Raw genomic sequence first — 23,443 nt, 5'->3', positions numbered from 1 at the left:
GACTCAGTATTGCATCGCACTGATGATCGAACACGGTTTCAACCCGATATAAATGTCTGCGTATATACTTTAAACAAGGTTTTCAATAAGTCCCAGTCACCGGACAAGGAGGACTGCATGAAACGGACATGGATATGGCTACTACCGCTGCTTCTATTTGCTGGCCAAACACTGGCAAATACGGTTTGGATTGTGCCCGTAAAAGGGGCAATTGGCCCAGCCAACAGTGACTACCTCACTAGGGAAATTGAACAAGCTCAAATCAACGGCGTGAGCCTAGTGATTCTCAAAATGGATACCCCTGGCGGGCTAGATAGCGCGATGAGAGACATTATTCACGCCATCACAACCTCGACCACACCGATTGCGACTTGGGTTGGGCCTTCAGGCTCAAGAGCCGCGAGCGCGGGCACCTACATTCTGCTTGCCAGCCACGTTGCGGCAATGGCAGAAGCGACCAACCTAGGCGCAGCAACCCCTGTCGCCATAGGTGGTGCGCCACAAGCACCCTCTTCTGATGACGGCAAAGACAAAGAAGCCTCGGATGAAAACAAACCCAATGCAGAAAAGAGCGGCGATCAAGTTCCGGCTAAAACCGCCATGGAGAAAAAGGTCATCAATGACGCAAAAGCCTACATTAAAGGGCTCGCAAAATTACATGACCGCAATGCGCAATGGGCAGAAAAAGCCGTCAGTGAAGCCGCCAGTTTAGACGCAGAAGAAGCCTTAGAACTCAATGTCATTGATGTCATCGCCAACTCGCCAGAAGAGTTGGTCACCGCGATAAACGGTAAATCCGTCAAGGTGAACAATCTCCCCGTGACATTGTCACTCGACAATCCCATTTGGGTTGAAAGAACACCGGACTGGCGCGCAGAAATGCTTGCGGTGATCACCAATCCTAATGTCGCCTACATTCTAATGCTCATCGGCATTTACGGCCTATTACTCGAGTTTTATAACCCCGGAGTGGGTTTACCCGGTGTGCTTGGCGGCATCTGCTTACTACTTGCGATGTACGCACTGCAAATGATGCCCGTCAACTACGCAGGTTTAGGACTGCTGCTACTCGGTATCGCGCTCATGATTGCCGAAGCCTTTAGCCCAAGCTTTGGCATTTTAGGCTTGGGCGGCGTAGTAGCATTTGTGCTTGGTTCAATATTCCTGATGGACAGCGAACTCCCGGGCTTCCAAATTGCCCTACCGTTGATTTTCGGTATCGCCATTTTCTCTATCGCGTTGATTCTTCTCACTATTGGTTTCTTACTCAGGATTCGAGGAAAAGGCGTCACCACAGGTTTAGAGACCTACCCCGGTAAACATGCCATTGTGAGTGACGACTTCATCGACGGACAAGGCCGCGTGCAGTTTGAAGGTGCATTTTGGCAAGCGAAGACCGAACAAGATCAAGAACTCAAACAAGGTGAATCGGTCACCATTGTTCATGTTAAAGGGCTAACCTTAACGGTGAAGCCCAATGACCGCCCTAAAGAATAGGAGGCGTTTATGATGCTCTACACTGTTGCTGTGATCGTGGTGCTGCTGTTCGCATTAGCGACACAAATGTTTAAGGTTCTGCGCGAGTACGAACGAGGCGTTGTGTTCTTTCTTGGGCGATTTCAAGAAGTAAAAGGCCCAGGCTTGATCATTCTGATTCCTTTCATCCAACAAATGGTTCGTGTTGATTTACGAACCATTGTGCTGGATGTACCAACACAAGATTTGATCACCAAAGATAACGTCTCTGTGCGCGTTAACGCGGTGGTGTATTTTCGTGTGGTTGACCCACAAATGGCAATCAACAATATTGAAAGTTACAGCGATGCCACCAGCCAGTTAGCACAAACAACGCTGCGATCAGTGCTGGGCCAACACGAGTTGGATGAACTGCTGTCCGAACGAGAACGACTCAACAAGGATTTACAGTCCATCCTCGATCAACAAACCGACGATTGGGGCATTAAAATCTCCACCGTCGAAGTCAAACACGTCGATTTGAACGACAGCATGGTTCGCGCGCTGGCTCGACAAGCCGAGGCGGAACGTAACCGCCGAGCGAAAGTGATTCACGCAACGGGTGAATTGGAAGCGTCGAACAAGCTGAAAGAAGCCGCAGAAATGCTAAACGAAGCGCCAAACGCGCTGCAATTACGCTATATGCAAACCTTAACCGAAATTACGACGGACAAAACCTCAACCATCATCTTCCCAATGCCAATTAATTTGGTCGAAGCGGTGACGGACATTGCCAACGCCGTTAAAAAGAATCAGGGGCAGGATAAAGAAGAATAGCCACATTAATTTTCAAATAAGGGCGGAAGCGGCTTGGGTTTAACTTGAGCGGACTTAGTTTGGTCTCGTTGAGTTTGGTGTAAACAGTAAGGCCGCTTCTTCATATTAGATATCACAAACCTTTCGATCACTGATCCGTGTCGGATTTACTTGGCGGTGTACCACATTCGCGTTTCATGATTTCCAGACCCGATTTAAAACAAGCGCGCCATGCCTTTTCAACGTCTGAGTTGTACTCATAATCACACTCTCGTACTGTTTCCAATAAGCTTTCAAACCAAATATCAATGTCTTCGGGTTTGACACCAATGTTACCGATACCGTGCTTTTTGCCATACTTTTCCATCATTTTTCGCGCATCAGAAGACGTGTCTGTCATCATAAAAAAGACGATCGAACCTTTGAGCATACGAACTTGCTTTTGCATATCTACGCCTTCAAATTTCTGCCGAAAGCTCTCTCCTTTCGACCAAAACTTGGCATAAAACCGCTCGAAAAAGTACTCACTGAGAACACAACGCTCGTAACTGTCGTTGAAAACCTCAATCACATTCATGACTACTCCAAACGAAAACCAGAGTACAACTCATATTTTATGAGTGTAATTTAATATCTCAAACAAGGGGCAAGCGAATATCTCAAAGCTTGTAATTTTGGCCAAGAAACAGCAAAGACCACGTTCTCTACGCAGAGTTTGAAACATCACTCCCAAGTTCTCTGTTCGATTTTCAACAAAAAGTTAAAAGTGATTTAAATAAAAGCCATCTTATCAATTGCTGGTTATTCGGTACTATGAACTCACTTTCGAGGTACGCGTGGTTGTCGAAGCTAAAAGCGGCCGATATAAAACTGAATAACGAGGATAAAAACGTGTCTCATCAAATCATTAAAGATCTAAACAGCCGCTACACAGCGAAAAAATACGACGCAGAAAAACGCATTTCTCAAGAAGATATGGCCATCATCAAAGAAGCCATTCGTCTGTCTGCATCGTCAATCAACTCGCAACCATGGAAATTCATCGTGATTGAAAGTGATGAAGCGAAACAACGCTTCCACAGCACGTTCGCGAACAAACACCAATTTAACCAACCCCACGCAACCACGGCGTCGCACACTATCCTTCTTGCTTACGATCCTAAGTTCACAAAAGAGAAGTTTGCAAAACGCGTGGATGCCGAAGTCACTTCAGGTCACCTACCAGCAGATATGTACAACACCTTTATGGGCGCATACGCATTTGCCGAAGCGAACACCGATGAAAATGGCTTCAACGGTCATTGGACTAAGGCGCAAGTTTACATCGCGCTGGGTAACCTACTGCACACGTTAGCGCGCCTTGGTATTGACTCAACTCCGATGGAAGGCGTTGATCCTGAGCTGATTGGCGAAGAATTTAAAGACGAGTTGGAAGGCCACGTTTGTGAAGTTGCGCTGGCGATTGGTTACCACAAAGATGGTGAAGACTACAATCACGGCCTACCTAAAGCGCGTATGGCATTGGATGATGTTATCACCACGCTATAAAAGCTGATTGAAATCATCATTGTTGAATGAGCAAGCCGCACATTGGTGTGCGGCTTGTTTGTTTTGAGTGTAATTTGAGTTGAGTATCGCTTTCAGTTCAGACGTTTATATCGACTAAGCCACTTGCTCGGATTTAAAATTACCAAGCAGCGCGTCATACAGTTCGTGATCACTCAACACACCGACCAACTTATCGTCTTCCACCATCAAGAGTGGTTGATTACTACGCTGCTTGAGCTCTATCGCTTCACGCATACTGATGTTCGGATTAACCTGTACCAGTGAGTTAGCATCAACATCATCGAGGTTCGATGATTCGCTCACCCACTGAATCAGTGACTGTTCAGAGTCCGACAAACTCAGCCCTTTCGACTCTTGCGTCACCCAAATTTCTTTATCAGGACAAATAAGCACACGCTCTTTTTCACGTACCAGAGCATCACTCGACTTCATTAGAGAACGACCTTTAAGCACATTCAGAGGATTCGTATGTGCAACGAAGTCCGCCACATAATCGGTTTCTGGTGCCAGAATGATCTGTTCTGGCTTACCATGCTGAATGAGTTTACCCGACTCCATAATGGCAATGTTGTTACCAATTTTGAGTGCTTCATCTAAGTCATGACTCACGAACAAAATGGTTTTATTGAGCTTTTCTTGCAGCAGAATCAGTTCATCTTGCAGCTGCGCTCGGATCAGTGGGTCAAGTGCTGAAAACGGTTCATCCATGAGAAGAATATCTGTGTCCATCGCAAATGCGCGCGCTAAGCCCACACGCTGCTGCATACCTCCAGAAAGCTCATGCGGAAACTTACTCTCCCATTCTGACAAGCCAACCATTTCTAACTGTTCACGTGCTTTTGCACGGCGCTCTGCTTTACCGATGCTTTGCATTTCCAGGCCAAAGGCAACGTTATCCAGTACGGTTAGCCAAGGCATCAGAGCAAACTTCTGAAACACCATCGACACTCGATGAGTACGTAGATGACGAAGCGTTTGCTCATTACAGTTAGCAAGCTCCACCATATCGTCGCCATCTTGAATTTTCAGCGAACCACGAGAAATATCATTGAGCCCGTTCACCGTGCGAAGCAAGCTGGATTTTCCAGAACCCGACAAACCCATCAACACACAAATCTCACCGCGTTTGACCGTCAGAGAAACATTATCAACACCGACGACCTGACCGGTTTCGTCGATGATCTCCTGACGAGACTTACCTTGATCCAGCAAAGCCAAAGCTTGTGATTGCTGCTGACCAAACACCACATCAAGATTTTCAATAGTAATAGCGTCCATGATTAAGCCTCCTTCTGGTTTGGCGCTTTGCATAAGCGATCAAGAATGATGGCAACAAGAACAATCGCTAAACCAGCTTCAAAACCTTGTGAGATATTTACCGTGTTCAGTGCGCGTACAACTGGCTTACCTAAACCATCTGCACCTACCAGTGCGGCAATAACCACCATCGAAAGAGATAGCATAATACATTGGGTAACCCCCGCCATGATGCTAGGTAGTGCCGCAGGTAACTCCACTTTAAACAGCAATTTCATACGGCTTGCGCCAAATGCTTTACCCGCTTCCAGCAGCTCTTCTGGCACTTTGATGATGCCCAAATACGTCAATCGGATTGGTGCTGCAATGGCAAAAATGATGGTTGAAATCAGTCCCGGTACAATGCCTAAACCAAACAGAACCAATGTCGGGATCAAGTACACAAATGTCGGTACGGTTTGCATCAAGTCCAGAATAGGTCTGAGTAACGTGTACAACCAAGGACGATGCGCTGCCATGATCCCCAGTGGAACGCCAATTAATACGGAAATCGTTGTCGCTGCAAACACGAGAACAAAGGTTTCCAGCATTTCTTGCCAGTAGCCAAGGTTAAGAATTGCCAACAGAGCCAATACAATAAATACGACCAACGGGAGACTGCGGTGCAAAAACCACGCTAACGCAGCAGTCATAATGATAGGAGCGGCTGGCGGCATCCATTTAAAGATGTCCACCACAAACATAATGATGGTTTCTAGGGTAATAGAGATTGCATCGAAAAAGCCGGATGCATTGATGGTTAACCAATCGACGCCCGTTTCCATCCATTGGCCCAACGGTAGTTTGTTGTCCGTAATAAAATTCACAATAAAACCTTTGTGTTGATGATGTGGGCATCGCTGCCCACTAAGAAAAATCAATTAAGCGTTGTCTTTAAGGTAACGAGCAATTGCCGACTGTGCGTCTTGACCATCGACGGTCTTCACGTCTTTCAGCCACGCTTCGATTTTGTCTGCGTTCGCGTTTAACCAAGCTTGTGCGGCTTTAGATGGTTTTTGCTTCTGGTTGAGAATCGCTTCCATCAGCTCGTTTTCCATTTCTAGGCTGAACTCTAGGTTTTTCACTAGTTGACCCACATTCGGACACTCAGCAAGGTAGTTTTGACGTACGTTTGTATAAACGTTCGCACCGCCGTAATTTGGGCCGAAGAAATCATCGCCACCCGATAGGTATTCCATTTCAACATTACTGTTCATTGGGTGCGGCGCCCAACCCAGGTAAACGATCCACTGATTGCGACGTACCGCACGTGATACTTGTGACACCATGCCCGCTTCGCTTGATTCAACCAGGCTGAAGTCTTTTAAACCAAACGCATTGCTGTCGATCATGGATTGAATCAGGCGGTTACCATCGTTACCTGGTTCGATGCCGTAAATGCGGTCTTTAAATTTGTCGGCATGTTTTTCCAGGTCAGCAAAGCTCTTCACACCTGCGTCATAAACGTATTTTGGTACTGCCAGAGTGTATTTCGCGCCGACAAGGTTCGCTTTTACTGTTTCGACAGTGCCAGCATCTCGATACTTAGCAATGTCACCTTCCATCGTTGGCATCCAGTTACCAAGGAAGATATCAATGTCGCCGTTCGCCATAGAAGAATAAGTTACTGGTACAGACAGCAGATCCGTCTTGGTTTTGTAACCTAAGCCTTTCAGGATTTCTGTGGTCACAGCAGTGGTTGCGGTAATGTCTGTCCAGCCTACATCGGCAAACCGAACGGTTTCACATTGGTTTGCGTAAGCGCCGGTAGCTAAAGAACTTAACGCGATAGTCGATAGTATTTTCGTCATCTTAGACATGTTGAATTCCTTTTAATAATTTCTGACTTTATTCTCAGTTTTTAAAGATTAAGAGATCGATTCCAAGTCTCTTTTCGGTGGATGCATTCGCTGCATCTCTTGCCAGTTCGGTGCAATCCAAACCGGAGTGTTATTTGCTTTTTCTAGTGCGTTACCCAAGATCATGTCCGCAGCCCGTTCTGCAACCATGATGGTTGGCGCGTTCAAGTTACCATTTGGAATGGTTGGGAAAATCGACGAGTCCACAACACGCAAACCCTGGATGCCGCGTACCTGACACTGCTCATCCAGTACGGCTAGCGGATCATCGTCTGCACCCATTTTGCAGCTACATGAAGGATGATAAGCACTTTCAACGTTCTGCCTCACCCACTCATCAATTTGCTCGTCGGTAGTGATATTGAGACCTGGCTGGATTTCATCGCCACGGAACTCATCCATCGCAGGTTGATTGAGAATTTCGCGCGTCAGACGAATACAGTCACGCCAGTCCTGTTTATCTTGCTCGGTCGAGATGTAGTTAAACTCAATCTTTGGCTTATCATTCGGGTTAGAAGAAACCACCTCTACAGTGCCCCGGCTCTCTGGTTTATTAGGGCCGACGTGTACCTGGAAACCATGGCCATCAAAGGCAGCCTGTCCGTCATAACGCATTGCTGCAGGTAGGAAGTGATATTGAATATTTGGCCACTTCAGCCCTTCACGCGAGCGAATAAACGCACACGATTCAAAATGGTTGGTTGCGCCAAGACCTTTTCGAGTCAGAATCCACTCGGCACCGATTAGCCCTTTGCTCACCAAGCCTAGTTTACTGTTCAGTGTGATTGGCTGCTTACAGTGGTATTGGAAGTACACTTCCAGATGGTCTTGCAGGTTTTTACCTACCCCTTCCAACTGGTGTTTCAACTCGATGCCCGCTTTTTCCAGTACATCTTTAGGACCAATACCGGAAAGTTGAAGTAGCTGTACCGAGCCGATTGAGCCTGCACTAGAAATGACTTCATTTTTCGCAAAACACTGCTGAATTGAACCCGCTTTCTCAAATTCAACGCCGACCGCTTTTTTCCCTTCCGGCCCTTTATCTCCAAGCCTTGTTTCTTCAAGTAATACACGACGCACAGTCACTCGCTTCATGAGCGTGAAGTTCTTGCGCTTTTTGGCACGGCTTAAGTATGCATTAGAGGTTGAAGCACGTACGCCTTTATCAACGGTCATGTGCATCGGACCGAAGCCTTCCTGCTGGAAACCGTTGTAATCGTCAGTTTCTGGATAGCCCGCCTCTTTACCAGCCTCAATAAAGGCTTCATACAACGGGTTCAGCTTCATGTCATTGCCGCTACATGTGCCTAGCGGACCACTGTCACCGCGGTACTCATCAGCACCACCGACCCAAGATTCAGCTTTGCGGAAGTACGGTAAACACGCCTGGTAGTTCCAGCTTTTTGCTCCCTCTTCTTCCCACTGGTCGAAGTCGCAAGCATGGCCACGGACGTAAACCATGCCGTTGATAGAAGAGCTACCACCGAGAACTTTACCGCGAGGACAGTGTAACTGGCGTCCATCAAGACCATCTTCTTGTACGGTCTCGAACTGCCAAGCGTATTTTTCAGTATTCATCGGGTACGAAAGTGCTGTTGGCATTTGGATGAAAATACTCTTATCCGTACCACCCGCTTCCAACAATAATACTGAGTGCTGGCCGCTCTCACTCAAACGATCCGCTAACACACAGCCGGCCGAACCCGCACCGACGATAATATAATCGTAGTGTTGTTTCATTTTGTGTCTCCTAGGAGGGTTTAGAGATAAGGGCTTTCGAAGTCGCTAAGCTGAACCAACACGCTCTTAGTTTGCGTGTAGTGCTTCAGTGTTTCGACACCGTTCTCACGGCCAATGCCGGATTGCTTGTAGCCACCAACTGGCATTTCTGCCGGAGAGTCACCCCAAGCATTAACCCAGCAGATACCTGCCTGAATTTTGTGAATAACGCGATGAGCACGAGAGAGATTCTGAGTGAAGACACCAGCAGCTAGGCCATAATCCGTATCATTAGCGCGTTCGATAACTTCAGCTTCGTCGCTGAATTTAAGCACGGACATTACAGGACCAAAGATCTCTTGCTGTACGTGGCTCATGCTGTCGTCACAGTCGATAAATACGGTTGGAGCAACGAAGTTACCATTTTGCAGACCATTATCTGTTACTTTGTAACCGCCGGTCAGCAGAGTGGCACCGCTCGCTTTTGCGCTCTCAATCGCTGACAGCACTTTGCTTTCATGTTCTTTTGAAATTAAGGCACCGATTTGTGTATTTTCATCAAGTGGGTCGCCAACAACCAATTTCTCAGTACGAGTTTTAAGCTGTGCAACAAAGTCGTCGTAGATAGATTCATGAACAAATACCCGGGTACCGTTGGTACATACCTCACCCTGAGTGTAGAAGTTAGCGACCATGGCGGCCGATACCGCATCATTCAACTTCGCATCATCAAAAACGATCAGTGGTGACTTGCCACCTAGCTCCATTGTGACTTGCTTAAGCGTTTTTGCACTGTCACCCATAACAACTTTGCCAGTACCTGACTCACCTGTGAACGATACTTTAGCAATATCCGGATGCGCCGTTAGCATCTGCCCTACCCGGTAATCACCCTGCACGACGTTAAACACACCATCAGGAAGGCCCGCTTCAGAATAAATTTCCGCAAGCTTAAGTGCTGTAAGCGGTGTTTCTTCCGACGGCTTAAAGATCATTGCATTACCCGCAGCCAGTGCTGGTGCTGATTTCCACATTGCGATTTGAATAGGATAGTTCCAGGCACCAATACCTGCGCAAATTCCCAAAGGTTCACGGCGCGTATAGAAAAACTGGCTTTCATTGAGAGGTTGTTGCTCACCCTGCAAACTTGGTGCAAGGCCAGCGTAATATTCGATAACATCTGCGCCTGTTGTAATATCAACAGCGATGGCTTCTTGAATTGGCTTACCCGTGTCTGCCACTTCTAAAGCGGCTAACTCGTCATTGCGTTCACGCAAAATCGCTACCGCTTTGTTAAGAATCCGGCTACGTTCAATGGCCGTCATTGCAGACCAAACCTCAAAACCGCGCTTTGCAGATTCAATAGCGGCTTCCATATCGCTCTGGTTTGCTTGTTTAATATTGGCCAATGGCTCACCATTTGCCGGATTGTAAGTGGTGAAATGCTCTTCAGAACATCCGATATACATTGCACCATCGATGTAATGTGTTTTCATTTCCATAGTGAAGACCTGTGACTTTTATATTTTATGAGAGTAAAACGTTAGCTGCTTTTCGAGATAATCGTTGATGATAATCCTCGCTTTATCAGCATCGATGCCTTGCGGGTTGAGCGTGCCGCGCAGCCATATACCGTCAATCAGTGACGCAATCCCGTGAGCAACCAGTTCTGCTTGCTCCGCACTTAATAGTGCTTTTAGTTCTCTTCTCAGATGGGATAACAAACGTCGCTCATTTACTCGCTGCAAACGCTTGAGCTGTTCGTCGTGCATAGAGTAAGACCAGAAAGCCAGCCACGTTTTAGCCACTTTGTTTTCTGCCTGATAACCAACAAAGTTGCCGTCAATAATGGCGTTGATACGCTGATGATGAGCATCTGCTGGCAACGCACGAAGCTTCCCAGTGATTGTTGAAGAAAGCTGACGAAGGATCTCGCGCATGGTTTCTTCTAACAACCCATGCTTACCACCGAAGTAGTGATTAATTATCCCCGTTGATACTCCAGCCTCTTTACTGATCAACGAGATGCTCGCAGCATGTAAACCGACTCTGTCAATCACTGACATGGTCGCTTTTACAAGCTGCGGTTTTCTGATTTCAGGCATCCCCACCTTTGGCATTTTGCGTCCTTGTTATTTTTAATTGAACGGTTAGTTAAATATAAAATGCCAAAAAATTAGTTCGAACTCAAATCATTTATTGTTAAAAATAGTGATAATGAGATTTAAATACACGCCATGAGATGACAAATTACACCCTATCACCTATTCAAAGAACCACCCAAAAAGAAGAAACAAAACAAATTAACGCAATTAGTTTCAACAATTTAATTAACAGAAGCAGTTAAATTGAACTTCAACACCAACGAAGCGAACAACGCAACGTAGAAGTGTTAGGAAACATTTACATCGAACACTAATTATTTGTGCTGTGTCATTTCTGAATGATAGGTAAGTAATTCCAATTAACTACCCAGCCCCGTGAGTTGCTAGATTGTTACCAACCACAACTACGTAAATTAGAAGATTTAAATGAAAGATGGGAGCACCTGGCAAAATGGACGCATATCCAAGTGCTGCACTTGCAGGAAGGCGAATTGATAAGATTCAGGTAGATAAGTAAGTCGAGTTCTGCCAGAACCTAAGAGGGACGTGATGAGCACATAAAACTGGCAAAAAAAGAGCCGCGTTGCGCGACTCTTATTGTGCAATGATCAGCTAAACGACAGTGCTTTCACACAGTTTCGTCCACTGGATTTGGCTTCGTACAACAACTTATCTGCTTGGCTACAAAGCACTTCAAATGCAACGTCGACGTCATCCGAAGTGATCACACCAAAACTACAAGTGACATTCACGGCTTGATTGTTCTCCGTTACAAAGCCACGTTGAGAAAGCGCAATACGCAGTCGTTCAGCCAGCGCGGTTGCTTCTTCAAGATCAGTATTAGGAAGAACGATAACGAACTCTTCCCCACCAAGACGAGCCACAATATCACTCTCACGTACTGACGAATCGAGCACTTTGGCTACGCCAGTTAATACGACGTCACCAAACACATGGCCATAGGTATCGTTGACCTGTTTGAAATGGTCGACATCCATCATAACCAGCGTGATAGGCCCTGTTTCCGGCTTTTTCGCTACCATTTTCTGCTTATCAAGCTTTCTTTCAACCCAATGATTGAGCGCCAAATAGCCGTATTGAACACGCATGACTTGCTTGTTTAGCTTGTGAACCAACTTACCTTTCTTCGTTTCTGGAATTGGCTTTTCAATCAGCTTAGGCTTTTGCTCTGCAGGTTTCGCAAACCACTCTTCCAAGAATCGGCGGTTAAATAGGCCCGTTAACATGTCGGTTTTCGCCAAACGACGCATACGTAAACGCGAACGGTTCACGTACAAAAATACCAACGCCATAAGCAATAAAATACCAATCATTACCAATAACACTTCACCCAACAGATAGAACGTTCGGCGATTATTCTCCAGCTCTAGACGCTGTAGCACATTGTTCCAGTTGAGGTTTTCGTTCTCGTACTCTAATCGCTCTAGCTCAAACAAGGTTTGTTGTCGCTCTAAGTTCTCGACTTCACGCTGATTACTAAATTGAATGAATTTTTCATGATATTGACCGTAGGTTTGATAGGCCAATTCGAAGTTTTGATCTCCGGCGTAAGCCATAGCAGCGACTTTTAACAGCTCCATTTGCTGCTGTTTGATATAGCGACTCTCGATGATCTCAGGAAGTAAAGGCGTAATCATCGTTAACAAAGCTTGATACTGCTTACGCTCTAGCATGTACTCAGCTTGCAACAACTTAAATGTTGCCAAGTACGCATTCGAGGTTTCACGATACTGCAAGTTTTCGGCAAGCTTGAGATGACGCAGCATGTTTTTTTCGTTGTTGGTTTCGCGATACAGAGCCGCAAGCTCCAAGTTCACCCGAAAACGAAAACGTCCGTCACCAATAATCTGCGCAAGCTTTAAAGCTGCTTGATAAGATTTGATGGCTTCATCGTATTGGAACTGAGCTTTGTGTAGCTTTGCAATAGTTAGGACGCTAAGCAACTCATTAAACGACATGCGGCGGTCTTTAAAATAACGATACGCCTGCTTCAGCACGACTTCAGAGCGGTCATAGCCTTGAATTTTTACCAATACATCACCGAGCTCTAGCGCTGCTCGTTCGACTAAGCCCTGCGCACCCGATGACTCCGCCGCTTCCATCGAAGACATCAACGCCGCGTACGATTTCTTATAGTCCCCTTGCTCATCGTAGTAACGACCTTTGAGCAACAGAACTTCCGATTCCAATTTCTTGTCACCTTTTTCTCGTGACGTTTCAAGCAAAGCATCCAACGACGAGAGCGCGGTATCGATATCTCGATTGCCCATCATGGCTCGAATTTGGATCAGCTTGAACAGCAAGTGCTCTTGGCTTTGTTCTGGTGTCAAACTCAGCCCTTTATCTACCACTGCTAAGCTCTCTTTATCGCGCCCTAACAACTCAAGAACAGTCGACTTCGCCAGCCAATAACGAATCAACAGATCCTTGGGCTGGTTTTGCAGTAGAGAGTCTTCTTCTAATGATTCGATTTGTGCTAGTGAACTTTGTGGCAGCGCGTAAATTTGGCTCTCAATCCCTTCAAGAGATTGCAGAAACTTATCTTTTGGCTCAGGGCTTTGTGCGTAGACTTTGGTCGTCAAAAACACGAACCAAAACACAAGCGACAACGCTCTGAGCTTATAAAATTGCGACATTATTATTATTCCCTGATGGGTAGTTACTTCAGTGTGGTGGGAAGTTTTGATTATTATTTTGCACGTGAATGACAATGGTCACACCGCGCATGCTTTCCCATGCATTCTGTAGTGAATAATAAATCACCAACTTTCGATGTAGAAACGATTTCGTCCCACAAAAAAGACAAAGAGAATAATTTTCAACCATAAAAGGGATTTTCTCATTTAAGAGACAAATGAATAATTTCAGTTTTGACGCAACAATAGATTTTGTGGTTATTTTGCTCGAAAACATCACAATTTTGGATAAAAGAGATAATTGCGTCGTGTCACTGAGCATGGTGTGTTATGAAAACTAGCGTATAAACGCTGTTGGAAGAGGGCATTACGTGAAACTAAAGTGGCGCTTTAACGCTCACTACAATAATACGGAAGAACCAGCAACACTGTTATTGCTGGTTCTCTTTTTAAGATTACATTCGCATTCCACCATCGACTTCTAGTACCCTCCCGGTGACGAACTCGTTGGTTAACACATATTTTATGGTCGATGAAATTTCGTCCGCAAGCCCTAAGCGTCCCACAGGAATCATATTAACCAAGCGTTCCATCGCTTCAGGTTTTATTTGATCGGTCATTGCAGTTTTGATGACACCCGGTGCAATCGCCACTGAACGAATGCCAAAACGCCCTAACTCTTTCGCCCACACTGTAGCCATAGTAGCCACTGCCGCTTTGGATGCGGAGTAGTTGGTTTGACCAATATTCCCGGCGCGCGCAACGCTGGATATGTTAATCAGCACGCCTTTACTGTCGGTGTTCAGCATTACCTTGCTCGCTTCGCGGCCACACAGGAAAGTGCCAGTCACATTCACATTCAGAACGGACTGAAACTGCTCTAGCGACATCGTATTGATCTGACCATCTTTGACTTTGACAAACATCCCATCGCGCATAATGCCTGCATTATTAATCACGCCATTGAGCTGTTTGAAATCCGCTTCAATTTGCGCAAAAGCAGCGCACACCTGCTGCTCGTCGGCCACGTTCGTCACGTAAAAACGAGCGGTAACGCCGAGAAATTCACACTCCGCTTTCGTTTCAGCCAGTTGGTCTGAATTGAGGTCAATAAGCGCAAGATGAGCACCACTTTCCGCCAGTGACAGTGCCATTTGTTTACCCAGCCCCTGCCCAGCCCCCGTGATCGCAATGACCTTATTTGCTAACTCCATAAGCACTCCTTAGGCCTGATTTTGCTTTTGGTAGAACTCAAACAAGCTTGAGAAATCTTTTTGCCCGTTGCCCTGACCGTTGTGAAAATTAAACAGATTACGAGCCAAGCTGCCCATTGGCGTCGACGTTTGACTGGCAACCGCCGCTTCCATCGCAAGACCGAGATCTTTCGCCATAAGTTGACTCATGAAACCGCCCTGATAACCATTACTCGCAGGTGTGTTTTCCATCACGCCCGGACACGGGTTGTAGAGCTCTAGTGCCCAGTTTCGACCCGAACTTTGCAGCATGATGTCGGACAACACTTTAGGATCGAGACCGTTTTCCATGCCTAAGTTGAGTGCTTCACAGGTGCCGCTCATCAAAATGCCCAGCATCATGTTGTTACAGATTTTCGCGACCTGACCTGTTCCGGCGTCTCCCGCATGGAAGATGTTTTTGCCCATGTGGTTAAGCACCACTTTGGCTTGAACAAAGTTCTCTTGCGAGCCGCCAACAATGAAAGTCAGCGTACCTGCCGCTGCGCCCGCAACGCCGCCAGACACTGGCGCATCCACAAAACGGATGCCACGCAGCTCTGCTTGTTCTCCGACTGATCGTGCTGTCGCCGGATCAATCGTCGATGAATCAATCAGTAACGTTCCAGCGTCAACGCTGTCTAAGATCCCGTCTTGACCAAGATAAACGCTTTGAACGTGTTGGCTAGCAGGCAACATGGTAACGACCACGTCCGCACCTTGAACGGCTTGTTTTACCGAATCTGCACTCGACGCACCAAGTGCGGTAAGTTCCTCTACTGCGTTCGGGTTCAAATCAAACACTTCAACGTTCAAGCCCGCTTTGAGTAGGTTCTTAGCCATAGGCGCGCCCATATTGCCAAGGCCAATAAATGCAATTCTGTCCATGTCGTATTTCTTCCTTGTCTAAAGTACCGCAGTGGCAACCGACGATGCGGTCAGTGGGTATTCTGCTGAGTCAATTGGCGCGAAGAAGCGCTCCAAAGCTTGTGGCGTTACGTCAGAAACCGTGCGATGTTGCCAAGTCGGTTGATTGGTTTTATCGATAATCAGCGCACGAACCCCTTCTCTAAAATCACCTTCTAAGCCACAACGTAGCGTCAGGTTAAATTCCATATCAAAACACTCTTTTAAAGAGAGATTTTGATACTGCGTTAACTGCTGATAGGTGATATTGAGCGACAGTGGGCTGCCGTAGCTCAATGCTTTTTGTGCATTGACGAACCACTTGTTATCAACGTCAGCACTGCTGATTGCGCGAACAATCGAATCTAAATCACCCGAACAAAGCTGCTCAATCAATCCCGCATATGGCATCAACATCCCTTCGCTTGGCTCGTCCACTTGTACCGAACGCAGCGTAGTGGCGATTTTTTCGTTGATGTTCGCTTCACCTTTCCAACTTATGGATGTAAGCAGATCCAACAGTGCTTGTTTGCTTTCTGGCTTTGCAATCCATTGGCTTAATCCCAACGCTTTCATGTCTGTCGCGTTAATTTGGCAAGCCGTCAAACTCAGAAAAAGTGCCAAATGTTTTGGCAGCTGATTTAGGAAGTACGTCGCGCCTACGTCTGGGTAAAGGCCGATCTTGATCTCTGGCATCGCAAAGCGTGTGGTGGTTTCTGCTACGCGATGGCTGGCACCCATAAATAAGCCCACACCGCCGCCCATCAAATAACCATGTCCCCACGCGATGATCGGTTTTGGATAAGTGTGAATAAGATGATCACAGCGATATTCGAGGTCAAAGAAGGTTTCCATCGCTGAAAATGCAGAATCAAAGTCTTGCTCTTTGTTTTCAAGTGCACGGTAGATCGCTTGAATATCGCCACCAGCACAAAACGCTTTTTCACCTTGAGCATGCAAGAATACCGCGACGATGCTGTCGTTCGATTGCCACTCTACCAGTTGGTTATAGAGCTGCTCGATCATCACATAGCTAAGTGCGTTGAGTGCGGCTGGGTTATCTAACTCCAACACACCAATAGCCGAACCGTCGGCACACTCAATTTGTGACACATTTACTTTGCTGGCCATGACGCCTCCGTTAACTGTTCGTCCAGTTGGCTTTACGTTTCTGCAAGAAGGCGTTCACACCCTCTGTCTGATCTTGTGTATTGAACAGCTGTAAGAACAGTTCACGCTCCAATACGAGTCCTGCCGCGTGAGTTTGGCTGCGTCGACCTTGAATGAGCGTTTTGCATGCAGAAATGGATTTCGGCGATTGACCTGCGACACGCTGTGCCAGTGCCATCGCAGCATCCAGAGCTTTGCCTTTTGCAACGACTTCTTCAACCAAACCGATTTGTTCTGCTCGATCCGCAGTCACACGTTCACCACACAGGATCATGCGCTTCGCCCAACCTTCACCAACCAACGCGGGCAGGTTTTGCGTTCCGCCCGCACACGGCAACAAGCCTACCGATGCTTCAGGAAGTGCCATTTGTACTTGTTCTTCTGCAATGCGAATGTCACACGCCATTGCCACTTCCAAACCGCCGCCCATCGCATAACCATTAATCGCTGCGATAGAAACACCATCGAACGCAGACAAGGCTTCAAAAGCTTCACCAAATGCGAACGCCATATCTGCTGCTTGCGATTTATCGCCCGATGAAAAGTTGTTGAGATCTGCTCCAGCAGAAAAGAACTTCTCGCCTTCGCCTGTCAGTACCAACGCATAAATAGAGCGATCATTACTGAGTTCAATCGCCAACTCTTTTAGCTGATTCAGAGACTCCATCGTCCAAGTGTTTGCAGGTGGATTGCTAATCGTGAGCTTAGCGATATGCGCTTCACGCTCTAATTTAATTTGTGCCTTCATAATCTTTCAGTCCTTTGTTATTCCTTAAGGTAAGGCTGTATCTCGCTGACTAAAGCAGTTCAACGCCTTCCGTGAGTAAACGTCTTGAAATGATCAGACGCATGATTTCGTTGGTACCTTCAAGAATTTGGTGAACACGAATGTCTCGGAAATGGCGCTCGACTGGGTATTCTTTGATGTAGCCATAGCCACCGTGAATTTGCAGCGCCTGATCGCAGACTTTAAAGCCCACATCAGTAGCAAAGCGTTTTGCCATGGCACAATACGCACTTTTTTCAACGTGTTGAGCATCGAGTTTAGCGGCAGCAAGTCGCACCATTTGACGCGCGGCAACCAGCTCAGTCGCCATATCAGCCAGTTTGAATTGCAGGGCTTGGAATTGTGCCAATGAACGTCCGAACTGTTTACGCTCGGTCATGTATTGCTTGGCTTCATTCAGCGCTTGTTGTGCCGTGCCGACTGAACAAGTAGCGATGTTGATTCGACCGCCATCAAGACCAAGCATGGCGAACTTAAAGCCTTCGCCCTCTTCACCCAACAGATAGTCGGCAGGAATGCGGACATTTTCGAAGGTGATCATGCGCGTTGGCTGGCAATTCCAACCCATTTTCGCTTCTTTCTTGCCGTAGCTAATGCCTTCGCAATCAGCAGGAACAACGAATGCAGAAACGCCACCCGCTCCTTCACCACACGAACGCGCCATCACGACGAGAACATCTGTATCACCCGCGCCAGAGATAAACACTTTTGCGCCATTGAGGACAAACTCGTCACCGTCACGTACCGCACTGGTCGTTAGAGAAGCGGCGTCAGAGCCTGCGTTTGGCTCGGTTAAACAGTAGGAAGCAAGCTTTTCACCCGAAATTAAATCCGCGCTAAATTGCTGCGCCACTTCGGTTTTGGCAAAACTGGTGATCATCCACGTCGCCATGTTGTGAATGGTCATAAACGCAGTAGTCGCGGTACAACCCATAGCCAACTGCTCGAAAATTATCGCCGCATCCAAACGAGACAATCCCAAACCACCATGCTCTGGCGGTGTATAGATGCTCAAAAAGCCAAGCTCACCCGCCTGACGAAGCACATCTTTAGGGAAGTGATGGTTTTCATCCCACTCGGCCGCATACGGTGCTAACATTTGGTCTGCAAACTGCTTTGCTACTTCGGCAAACGCGAGTTGATCTTCGTTTAATTCAAAATCCATCTTGAAGTCCTAAGGTCTAATTCGTTGCACTTGAAGCCAAGCCCACTTAAACGGAGGGCTTGGCTAGAGGTATCGCCAATCCAGTAATTAGCTAAGTTGGATAGTCATGTTTGGACCGCTTGGAATGTCATCTTCAAACCAACGCGCGGTGACGGTTTTCGTTTCGGTGTAGAAGCGAACCGCTTGTTTGCCGTAAGCATGCAGATCGCCGTAGAAGCTGCCTTTCCAACCCGTAAATGAGAAGAACGGCAAAGGCACCGGAATCGGCACGTTGATACCCACGTTACCCACTTCGATATTGTGCTGATACTTTCTCGCGGCTGCGCCATTCGCTGTGAAAATAGACGTACCATTACCGAAACGGTTTGCATTGATCAGCTCAATTGCCTCATCTAAATTGTCGACTTCCATTGTCAGCAGCACTGGGCCAAAAATCTCTTCCTGATAAATCGACATGTCTGTGGTCACGTTGGTAAACAGTGTTGGACCGACCCAGTTACCGTTCGGGAAGCCAGGTACTTGGCAATCTGTCCCATCCAGAACACAGTTCGCGCCTGACGCTTTGCCTTCATTAATCAGATTCACCACGCGCTGCTTCGCTTGAGGGCTAATCAACGGGCCATAACCGGCAGTTTCATCATCCCACGCGCCAGGCTGTACTTGAGCTAACGCCTCTTTAAGCTCTGGAATCCATTCTTTAGTTTCGCCGACAAATACTGCCACCGAAATCGCCATACAACGCTGACCTGCGGCACCGACGGACGCGCCAACCAAGTTATTAATCACTTGCTGTTTGTTTGCATCTGGCATGATGACCATGTGGTTCTTCGCACCCGCAAACGACTGCACGCGTTTTAGGTTGTCCGTACCCGTTTTGTAGATGTACTCACCAACTGGCACAGAACCAACAAAAGAGATCGCACGAACGACTGGATCAGTCAGAATGCGGTCGACTTGCTCTTTGGTGCCGTGAACAATTTGCAATACGCCTTTTGGTGCGCCTGCTTGTTCAAACAGCTCCGCCAGTTTCATTGCCGTTAATGGCACTTGCTCTGACGGCTTCAAAATAAAGGTGTTGCCACAAGCTATCGCCATCGGGAACATCCACAATGGGATCATCGCAGGGAAGTTAAACGGTGTAATGCCAGCACAAACGCCGAGCGGTTGAATGTAAGAGTAACCATCAATATTGGTCGCAACGTTTTCCACCGTTTCACCCATCATTGAGCTACAAATGTTCGCCGCTTGTTCTACAACCTCAATTCCGCGCCAAACATCACCTTTTGCATCCGCTAGAGTTTTACCTGTCTCACTTGAAAGCAGTATCGCCAACTCATCGTGTTGCTCTTTTAGCAAGTGTTGATAGCGCAGCATCAATCTCGCACGCTCCGGCGCTGCAACTTCTTTCCAACGCTTGAATGTTTCTGTTGCGCTGGCGATCGCCGCATTCATTTCCGATTCCGTGGCACAAGGTACTTGCGCAATCACTTCGTTGGTTGCCGGGTTGGTTACATCTAGCCATTGTTTTGAGTCGGAGATGGCGAATTCACCACCGATATACTGCTTTACTTGTTCTGTCATGATGACATCCTTGTATTTTTCAGCGTTTCACTGACTACTGTGAGTAGTTGAGTTGAGAATGATTTAGCAGATTTCAATCGCGATTGCGGTAGCCTCGCCGCCACCAATACAAAGCGATGCAACGCCACGTTTACCGCCTGTTTGTTTAAGAGCGTGAATCAAAGTAACGAGGATTCGGTTACCACTTGCACCAATGGGGTGGCCTAAAGCACATGCACCGCCGCGAGGGTTCACTTTGCTCTCGTCCAGTTCGAGTGCCTTCACCGCGTATTGAGTCACAACAGCAAAGGCTTCATTGATTTCCCAAAGGTCCACGTCTGATTTGTCCCAGCCCGTTTTTTCCAACAGCGTTTCAATTGCGAAGACGGGGGCGATGGTGAACTCATCAGGCTGTCTTGCATGCGTGCTGTACGCGACAATTTTGGCTAGAGGTTGAAGGTTTTCCTGACGGCCAAATTCACTGTCAACCAATACCATTGCCGATGCACCATCGGAAATAGAACTGGAATTTGCCGCCGTTACGCCGCCATCTTTAGCAAACGCAGGACGTAAGGTAGGAATTTTAGCGACGTCGAGTTTACTCGGTTGCTCATCGTCTACAACCAAGGTGTCACCACGTCGACTTTTTACGTTAACAGGCACGATCTCTTCTTTGAACAAACCTTGTTCGATTGCTTGCTGCGCACGAGTCACCGACTGCTGCGCCCAGGAATCCATACTTTCACGGCTGAACTGATACTTTTGCGCCGTCTGTTCTGCAAAGACACCCATCAGCTCGCCTTGGTAGGCATCCTGCAAACCGTCATAAAACATGTGATCAAGCACTTGCTCGTGACCTAAACGGAAACCATCACGCGCTTTCTTTAATAGATAAGGAGAAGACGACATGTTTTCCATGCCACCAGCGATGACAGCATGCGCATTGCCAGATTGAATAAGGTCATATGCCAGCATGACGGTTTTCATACCCGATCCACAAACTTTGTTCAGTGTCGTACAACCAATCGATTGTGGCATTTCAGCTTTAAGACTTGCTTGTCTTGCAGGGGCTTGCCCCACACCAGCTGGCAGAACACAGCCCATCAGTACTTCATCTATTTTGTCTGCATCAAGCTGACTTTCTGCTAAAGCGCCCTGAATGGCTTTCGCACCGAGTTCCGTGACATCTGTTGAAGCTAATGCACCTTGAAAAGAGCCGATAGGCGTTCGCTTAGCGGCAACAATCCATGTTTCATTTTTCATTCCATTAACCTTTTATTGACGTTTACGTCATAACTATACTAACATTTACGTTAACGTCAAGTTTGCGGTTATTGTTTGTTCGAGTGATTCTTTTATTTCGAGTAAATGCGAGTGATATCAAGGCTCAAGAGTGGGTGTTGTTTGTTTACTTTAACGTTAACGAATTGTATATTCGTATGAATGTTATACGAAAGTCGTAAGGTTAAGGAATGAACACATTTAAGATCAGCGAGCTCGCGAAAGAGTTCGACATTACTACCCGAAGTATTCGCTTCTACGAAGATTTAGGTCTCCTAACTCCAGAACGTAAAGGCAACACTCGAATCTACAATGGTCGCGATCGAATTCGACTAAAACTGATTTTGCGAGGTAAGCGATTGGGCTTTTCTCTTGCAGATATCAAAGAGTTATTTGAACTCTACGATACCGATCAAAGTACTGAGCAGTTGAACTATATGATTCGGTTGATCGAAGAGAAGAAGGCAGCATTGCAACAGCAAGCAAACGACATTCAAGCGGTAATGATGGAGTTAAATGCGGCACAGTTGCGATGCCAAAACACACTGAGATCCATGAAAGGCGAAAAAGTCACCTGACACCTCAACTCTGGGATGTAGGTGACGTAAAGGCAAGGACACGCAATGAAATCTACCTACTCTTCCCTGAACTTTGTTTATGACGAAAATACCGATTTGCTTCGCGAGCAAATCAATAGTTTTGCTGCAAGAGAAATTGCGCCGCTAGCGCAATCTATCGACCAAACTAACGACTTTCCAAACCATCTTTGGTCCAAACTGGGTGATATGGGTCTTTTAGGTGTGACCACCAGCGAAGAGTTTGGTGGTGCAGGCATGGGCTATCTCGCCCACGTTATGGCCATGGAAGAGATCAGCCGAGCTTCCGCCTCGGTCGCATTAAGTTACGGCGCTCACTCCAATCTTTGTGTCAACCAAATCCACCGCAACGGCACACAAGCGCAAAAAGAGAAATACCTACCTAAGCTCATCTCTGGCGAACATATTGGTGCGCTAGCAATGAGCGAGCCTGGCGCAGGTTCCGATGTGGTATCCATGCAGCTCAAAGCCGAACGTAAAGGCGATATTTTCCTGCTAAATGGCAACAAAATGTGGATCACCAACGGCCCAGATGCACACACCTATGTTGTCTACGCCAAAACCGACCCAAGCCAGCATTCTAAAGGCATCACGGCCTTTATCGTAGAACGCGGATTCCCTGGATTTACTCAAGCACAAAAACTCGACAAGTTGGGCATGCGCGGCTCGAATACGTGTGAGCTGGTCTTCCAAAACTGCGAAGTCCCTGCGGAAAATATTCTCGGCGAAGAAAACCAAGGTGTGAAAGTGTTGATGAGCGGTTTGGACTACGAGCGAGTGGTGCTTGCCGGTGGCCCGCTTGGCATTATGCAAGCATGTATGGACATCGTTGTGCCTTATATCCATGACCGCAAACAATTTGGCAAATCCATCGGTGAATTCCAGCTTGTTCAAGCAAAAATCGCCGATATGTACACGCAAATGAATGCCGCAAAAGCCTACGTTTACGCCGTCGCTGCCGCTTGTGATCGTGGTGAAACCACACGTAAAGACTCTGCTGGTGCGATCCTCTACAGCGCTGAGCTGGCAACCAAGATGGCATTGGATGCCATTCAGTTACTTGGCGGTAATGGCTATATCAATGAGTTTGATACAGGTCGTTTGCTACGCGATGCCAAGCTGTATGAAATCGGTGCGGGCACTTCAGAAATTCGCCGCATGCTTATTGGTCGCGAATTGTTTAACGAAAGCGCCTAATCAACATACCTAGGCGTTCTAACTCGAAACAACTTCCTTATTCAACCTAAATAAAGACGGGGTTTGTCACCCG

Annotated in this window: 20 protein-coding genes; 5 read left to right on the top strand and 15 right to left on the bottom strand. The window is 47.0% G+C overall.

Translation table 11 applies throughout. The annotated features are described in order from the left end of the window. The first annotated feature begins 117 nt into the window (after window positions 1–117). On the top strand, window positions 118–1,497 hold the full coding sequence (locus NL646_RS00850) for a nodulation protein NfeD (protein ID WP_021449505.1): 1,380 nt from the start codon (window positions 118–120) through the stop codon (window positions 1,495–1,497). Between the two features lie 9 nt (window positions 1,498–1,506). Further along, window positions 1,507–2,292 carry a slipin family protein gene (locus tag NL646_RS00845; RefSeq protein WP_005463674.1) on the top strand — a complete coding sequence of 262 codons (786 nt, stop codon included), beginning with the start codon at window positions 1,507–1,509 and terminating at the stop codon, window positions 2,290–2,292. 127 nt (window positions 2,293–2,419) lie between these two features. Here the strand turns inward: NL646_RS00845 and NL646_RS00840 are convergent, their stop codons facing one another. Further along, window positions 2,420–2,848: a globin gene (locus tag NL646_RS00840; protein ID WP_218752408.1), complete on the bottom strand. Its 429-nt coding sequence runs from the start codon at window positions 2,846–2,848 to the stop codon at window positions 2,420–2,422. 314 nt (window positions 2,849–3,162) lie between these two features. On the opposite strand from NL646_RS00840, the gene NL646_RS00835 reads away from it, so the two are divergent. Then, window positions 3,163–3,819 carry an NAD(P)H-dependent oxidoreductase gene (locus NL646_RS00835; RefSeq protein ID WP_005499154.1) on the top strand — a complete coding sequence of 219 codons (657 nt, stop codon included), beginning with the start codon at window positions 3,163–3,165 and terminating at the stop codon, window positions 3,817–3,819. 114 nt (window positions 3,820–3,933) lie between these two features. Here the strand turns inward: NL646_RS00835 and choV are convergent, their stop codons facing one another. From choV to NL646_RS00765, 14 genes are all read right to left on the bottom strand, one after another. Then, window positions 3,934–5,118, bottom strand: a complete 1,185-nt coding sequence (gene choV / locus NL646_RS00830) for a choline ABC transporter ATP-binding protein (protein WP_025509673.1) — start codon at window positions 5,116–5,118, stop codon at window positions 3,934–3,936. Between the two features lie 2 nt (window positions 5,119–5,120). After that, window positions 5,121–5,963 carry a choline ABC transporter permease subunit gene (choW, locus tag NL646_RS00825; RefSeq protein WP_005487988.1) on the bottom strand — a complete coding sequence of 281 codons (843 nt, stop codon included), beginning with the start codon at window positions 5,961–5,963 and terminating at the stop codon, window positions 5,121–5,123. Between the two features lie 54 nt (window positions 5,964–6,017). Continuing rightward, a complete protein-coding gene (locus NL646_RS00820; protein WP_253663721.1) occupies window positions 6,018–6,956 on the bottom strand; it encodes a choline ABC transporter substrate-binding protein in 939 nt (312 codons plus the stop codon). 48 nt (window positions 6,957–7,004) lie between these two features. Beyond that, a complete protein-coding gene (gene betA, locus NL646_RS00815; protein ID WP_253663720.1) occupies window positions 7,005–8,735 on the bottom strand; it encodes a choline dehydrogenase in 1,731 nt (576 codons plus the stop codon). A gap of 20 nt (window positions 8,736–8,755) precedes the next feature. Further along, the gene (gene betB / locus NL646_RS00810; protein WP_025790913.1) at window positions 8,756–10,216 is read right to left on the bottom strand and encodes a betaine-aldehyde dehydrogenase; all 1,461 of its coding nucleotides are present in this window, start codon (window positions 10,214–10,216) and stop codon (window positions 8,756–8,758) included. 18 nt (window positions 10,217–10,234) lie between these two features. Beyond that, complete coding sequence (gene betI, locus NL646_RS00805) at window positions 10,235–10,834, bottom strand: transcriptional regulator BetI (protein WP_005463648.1); 600 nt, start codon at window positions 10,832–10,834, stop codon at window positions 10,235–10,237. Window positions 10,835–11,427: 593 nt separating this feature from the next. After that, window positions 11,428–13,476, bottom strand: a complete 2,049-nt coding sequence (locus tag NL646_RS00800; RefSeq protein ID WP_024700722.1) for a GGDEF domain-containing protein — start codon at window positions 13,474–13,476, stop codon at window positions 11,428–11,430. 455 nt (window positions 13,477–13,931) lie between these two features. Continuing rightward, the gene (locus NL646_RS00795; protein WP_025612311.1) at window positions 13,932–14,690 is read right to left on the bottom strand and encodes an SDR family oxidoreductase; all 759 of its coding nucleotides are present in this window, start codon (window positions 14,688–14,690) and stop codon (window positions 13,932–13,934) included. Window positions 14,691–14,699: 9 nt separating this feature from the next. Beyond that, on the bottom strand, window positions 14,700–15,596 hold the full coding sequence (gene mmsB, locus NL646_RS00790) for a 3-hydroxyisobutyrate dehydrogenase (RefSeq protein WP_253663719.1): 897 nt from the start codon (window positions 15,594–15,596) through the stop codon (window positions 14,700–14,702). Window positions 15,597–15,614: 18 nt separating this feature from the next. Then, complete coding sequence (locus NL646_RS00785; RefSeq protein ID WP_253663718.1) at window positions 15,615–16,745, bottom strand: enoyl-CoA hydratase/isomerase family protein; 1,131 nt, start codon at window positions 16,743–16,745, stop codon at window positions 15,615–15,617. A gap of 10 nt (window positions 16,746–16,755) precedes the next feature. Next, window positions 16,756–17,532, bottom strand: coding sequence for an enoyl-CoA hydratase (locus NL646_RS00780; protein WP_140316482.1), 777 nt, complete (start codon window positions 17,530–17,532; stop codon window positions 16,756–16,758). Between the two features lie 49 nt (window positions 17,533–17,581). Further along, on the bottom strand, window positions 17,582–18,736 hold the full coding sequence (locus tag NL646_RS00775) for an acyl-CoA dehydrogenase family protein (protein ID WP_253663717.1): 1,155 nt from the start codon (window positions 18,734–18,736) through the stop codon (window positions 17,582–17,584). 87 nt (window positions 18,737–18,823) lie between these two features. Further along, complete coding sequence (locus tag NL646_RS00770; protein WP_029795697.1) at window positions 18,824–20,317, bottom strand: CoA-acylating methylmalonate-semialdehyde dehydrogenase; 1,494 nt, start codon at window positions 20,315–20,317, stop codon at window positions 18,824–18,826. A 63-nt stretch (window positions 20,318–20,380) separates the two neighbouring features. Further along, window positions 20,381–21,559 (bottom strand): thiolase family protein, encoded by a 1,179-nt coding sequence (locus NL646_RS00765; RefSeq protein WP_253663716.1) that lies wholly within the window; start codon window positions 21,557–21,559, stop codon window positions 20,381–20,383. Window positions 21,560–21,768: 209 nt separating this feature from the next. Between NL646_RS00765 and NL646_RS00760 the strand changes: the two genes are divergently transcribed. Together NL646_RS00760 and NL646_RS00755 are read left to right on the top strand one after the other, a co-directional pair. Continuing rightward, window positions 21,769–22,155, top strand: a complete 387-nt coding sequence (locus tag NL646_RS00760; protein WP_005373242.1) for a MerR family DNA-binding transcriptional regulator — start codon at window positions 21,769–21,771, stop codon at window positions 22,153–22,155. 45 nt (window positions 22,156–22,200) lie between these two features. Continuing rightward, entirely contained in the window at window positions 22,201–23,370 is a 1,170-nt protein-coding gene (locus tag NL646_RS00755; RefSeq protein ID WP_140258479.1) for an isovaleryl-CoA dehydrogenase, read from the top strand. The last annotated feature ends 73 nt before the right edge of the window (window positions 23,371–23,443 follow it).

This window comes from Vibrio sp. Y20_XG_PY13 (assembly GCF_024181925.1).
GTDB classification, from domain to species: Bacteria; Pseudomonadota; Gammaproteobacteria; order Enterobacterales; family Vibrionaceae; genus Vibrio; species Vibrio parahaemolyticus.
Note: the sequence above shows the minus strand (reverse complement) of the source record. Positions and strands in the feature narration are given on the sequence as shown.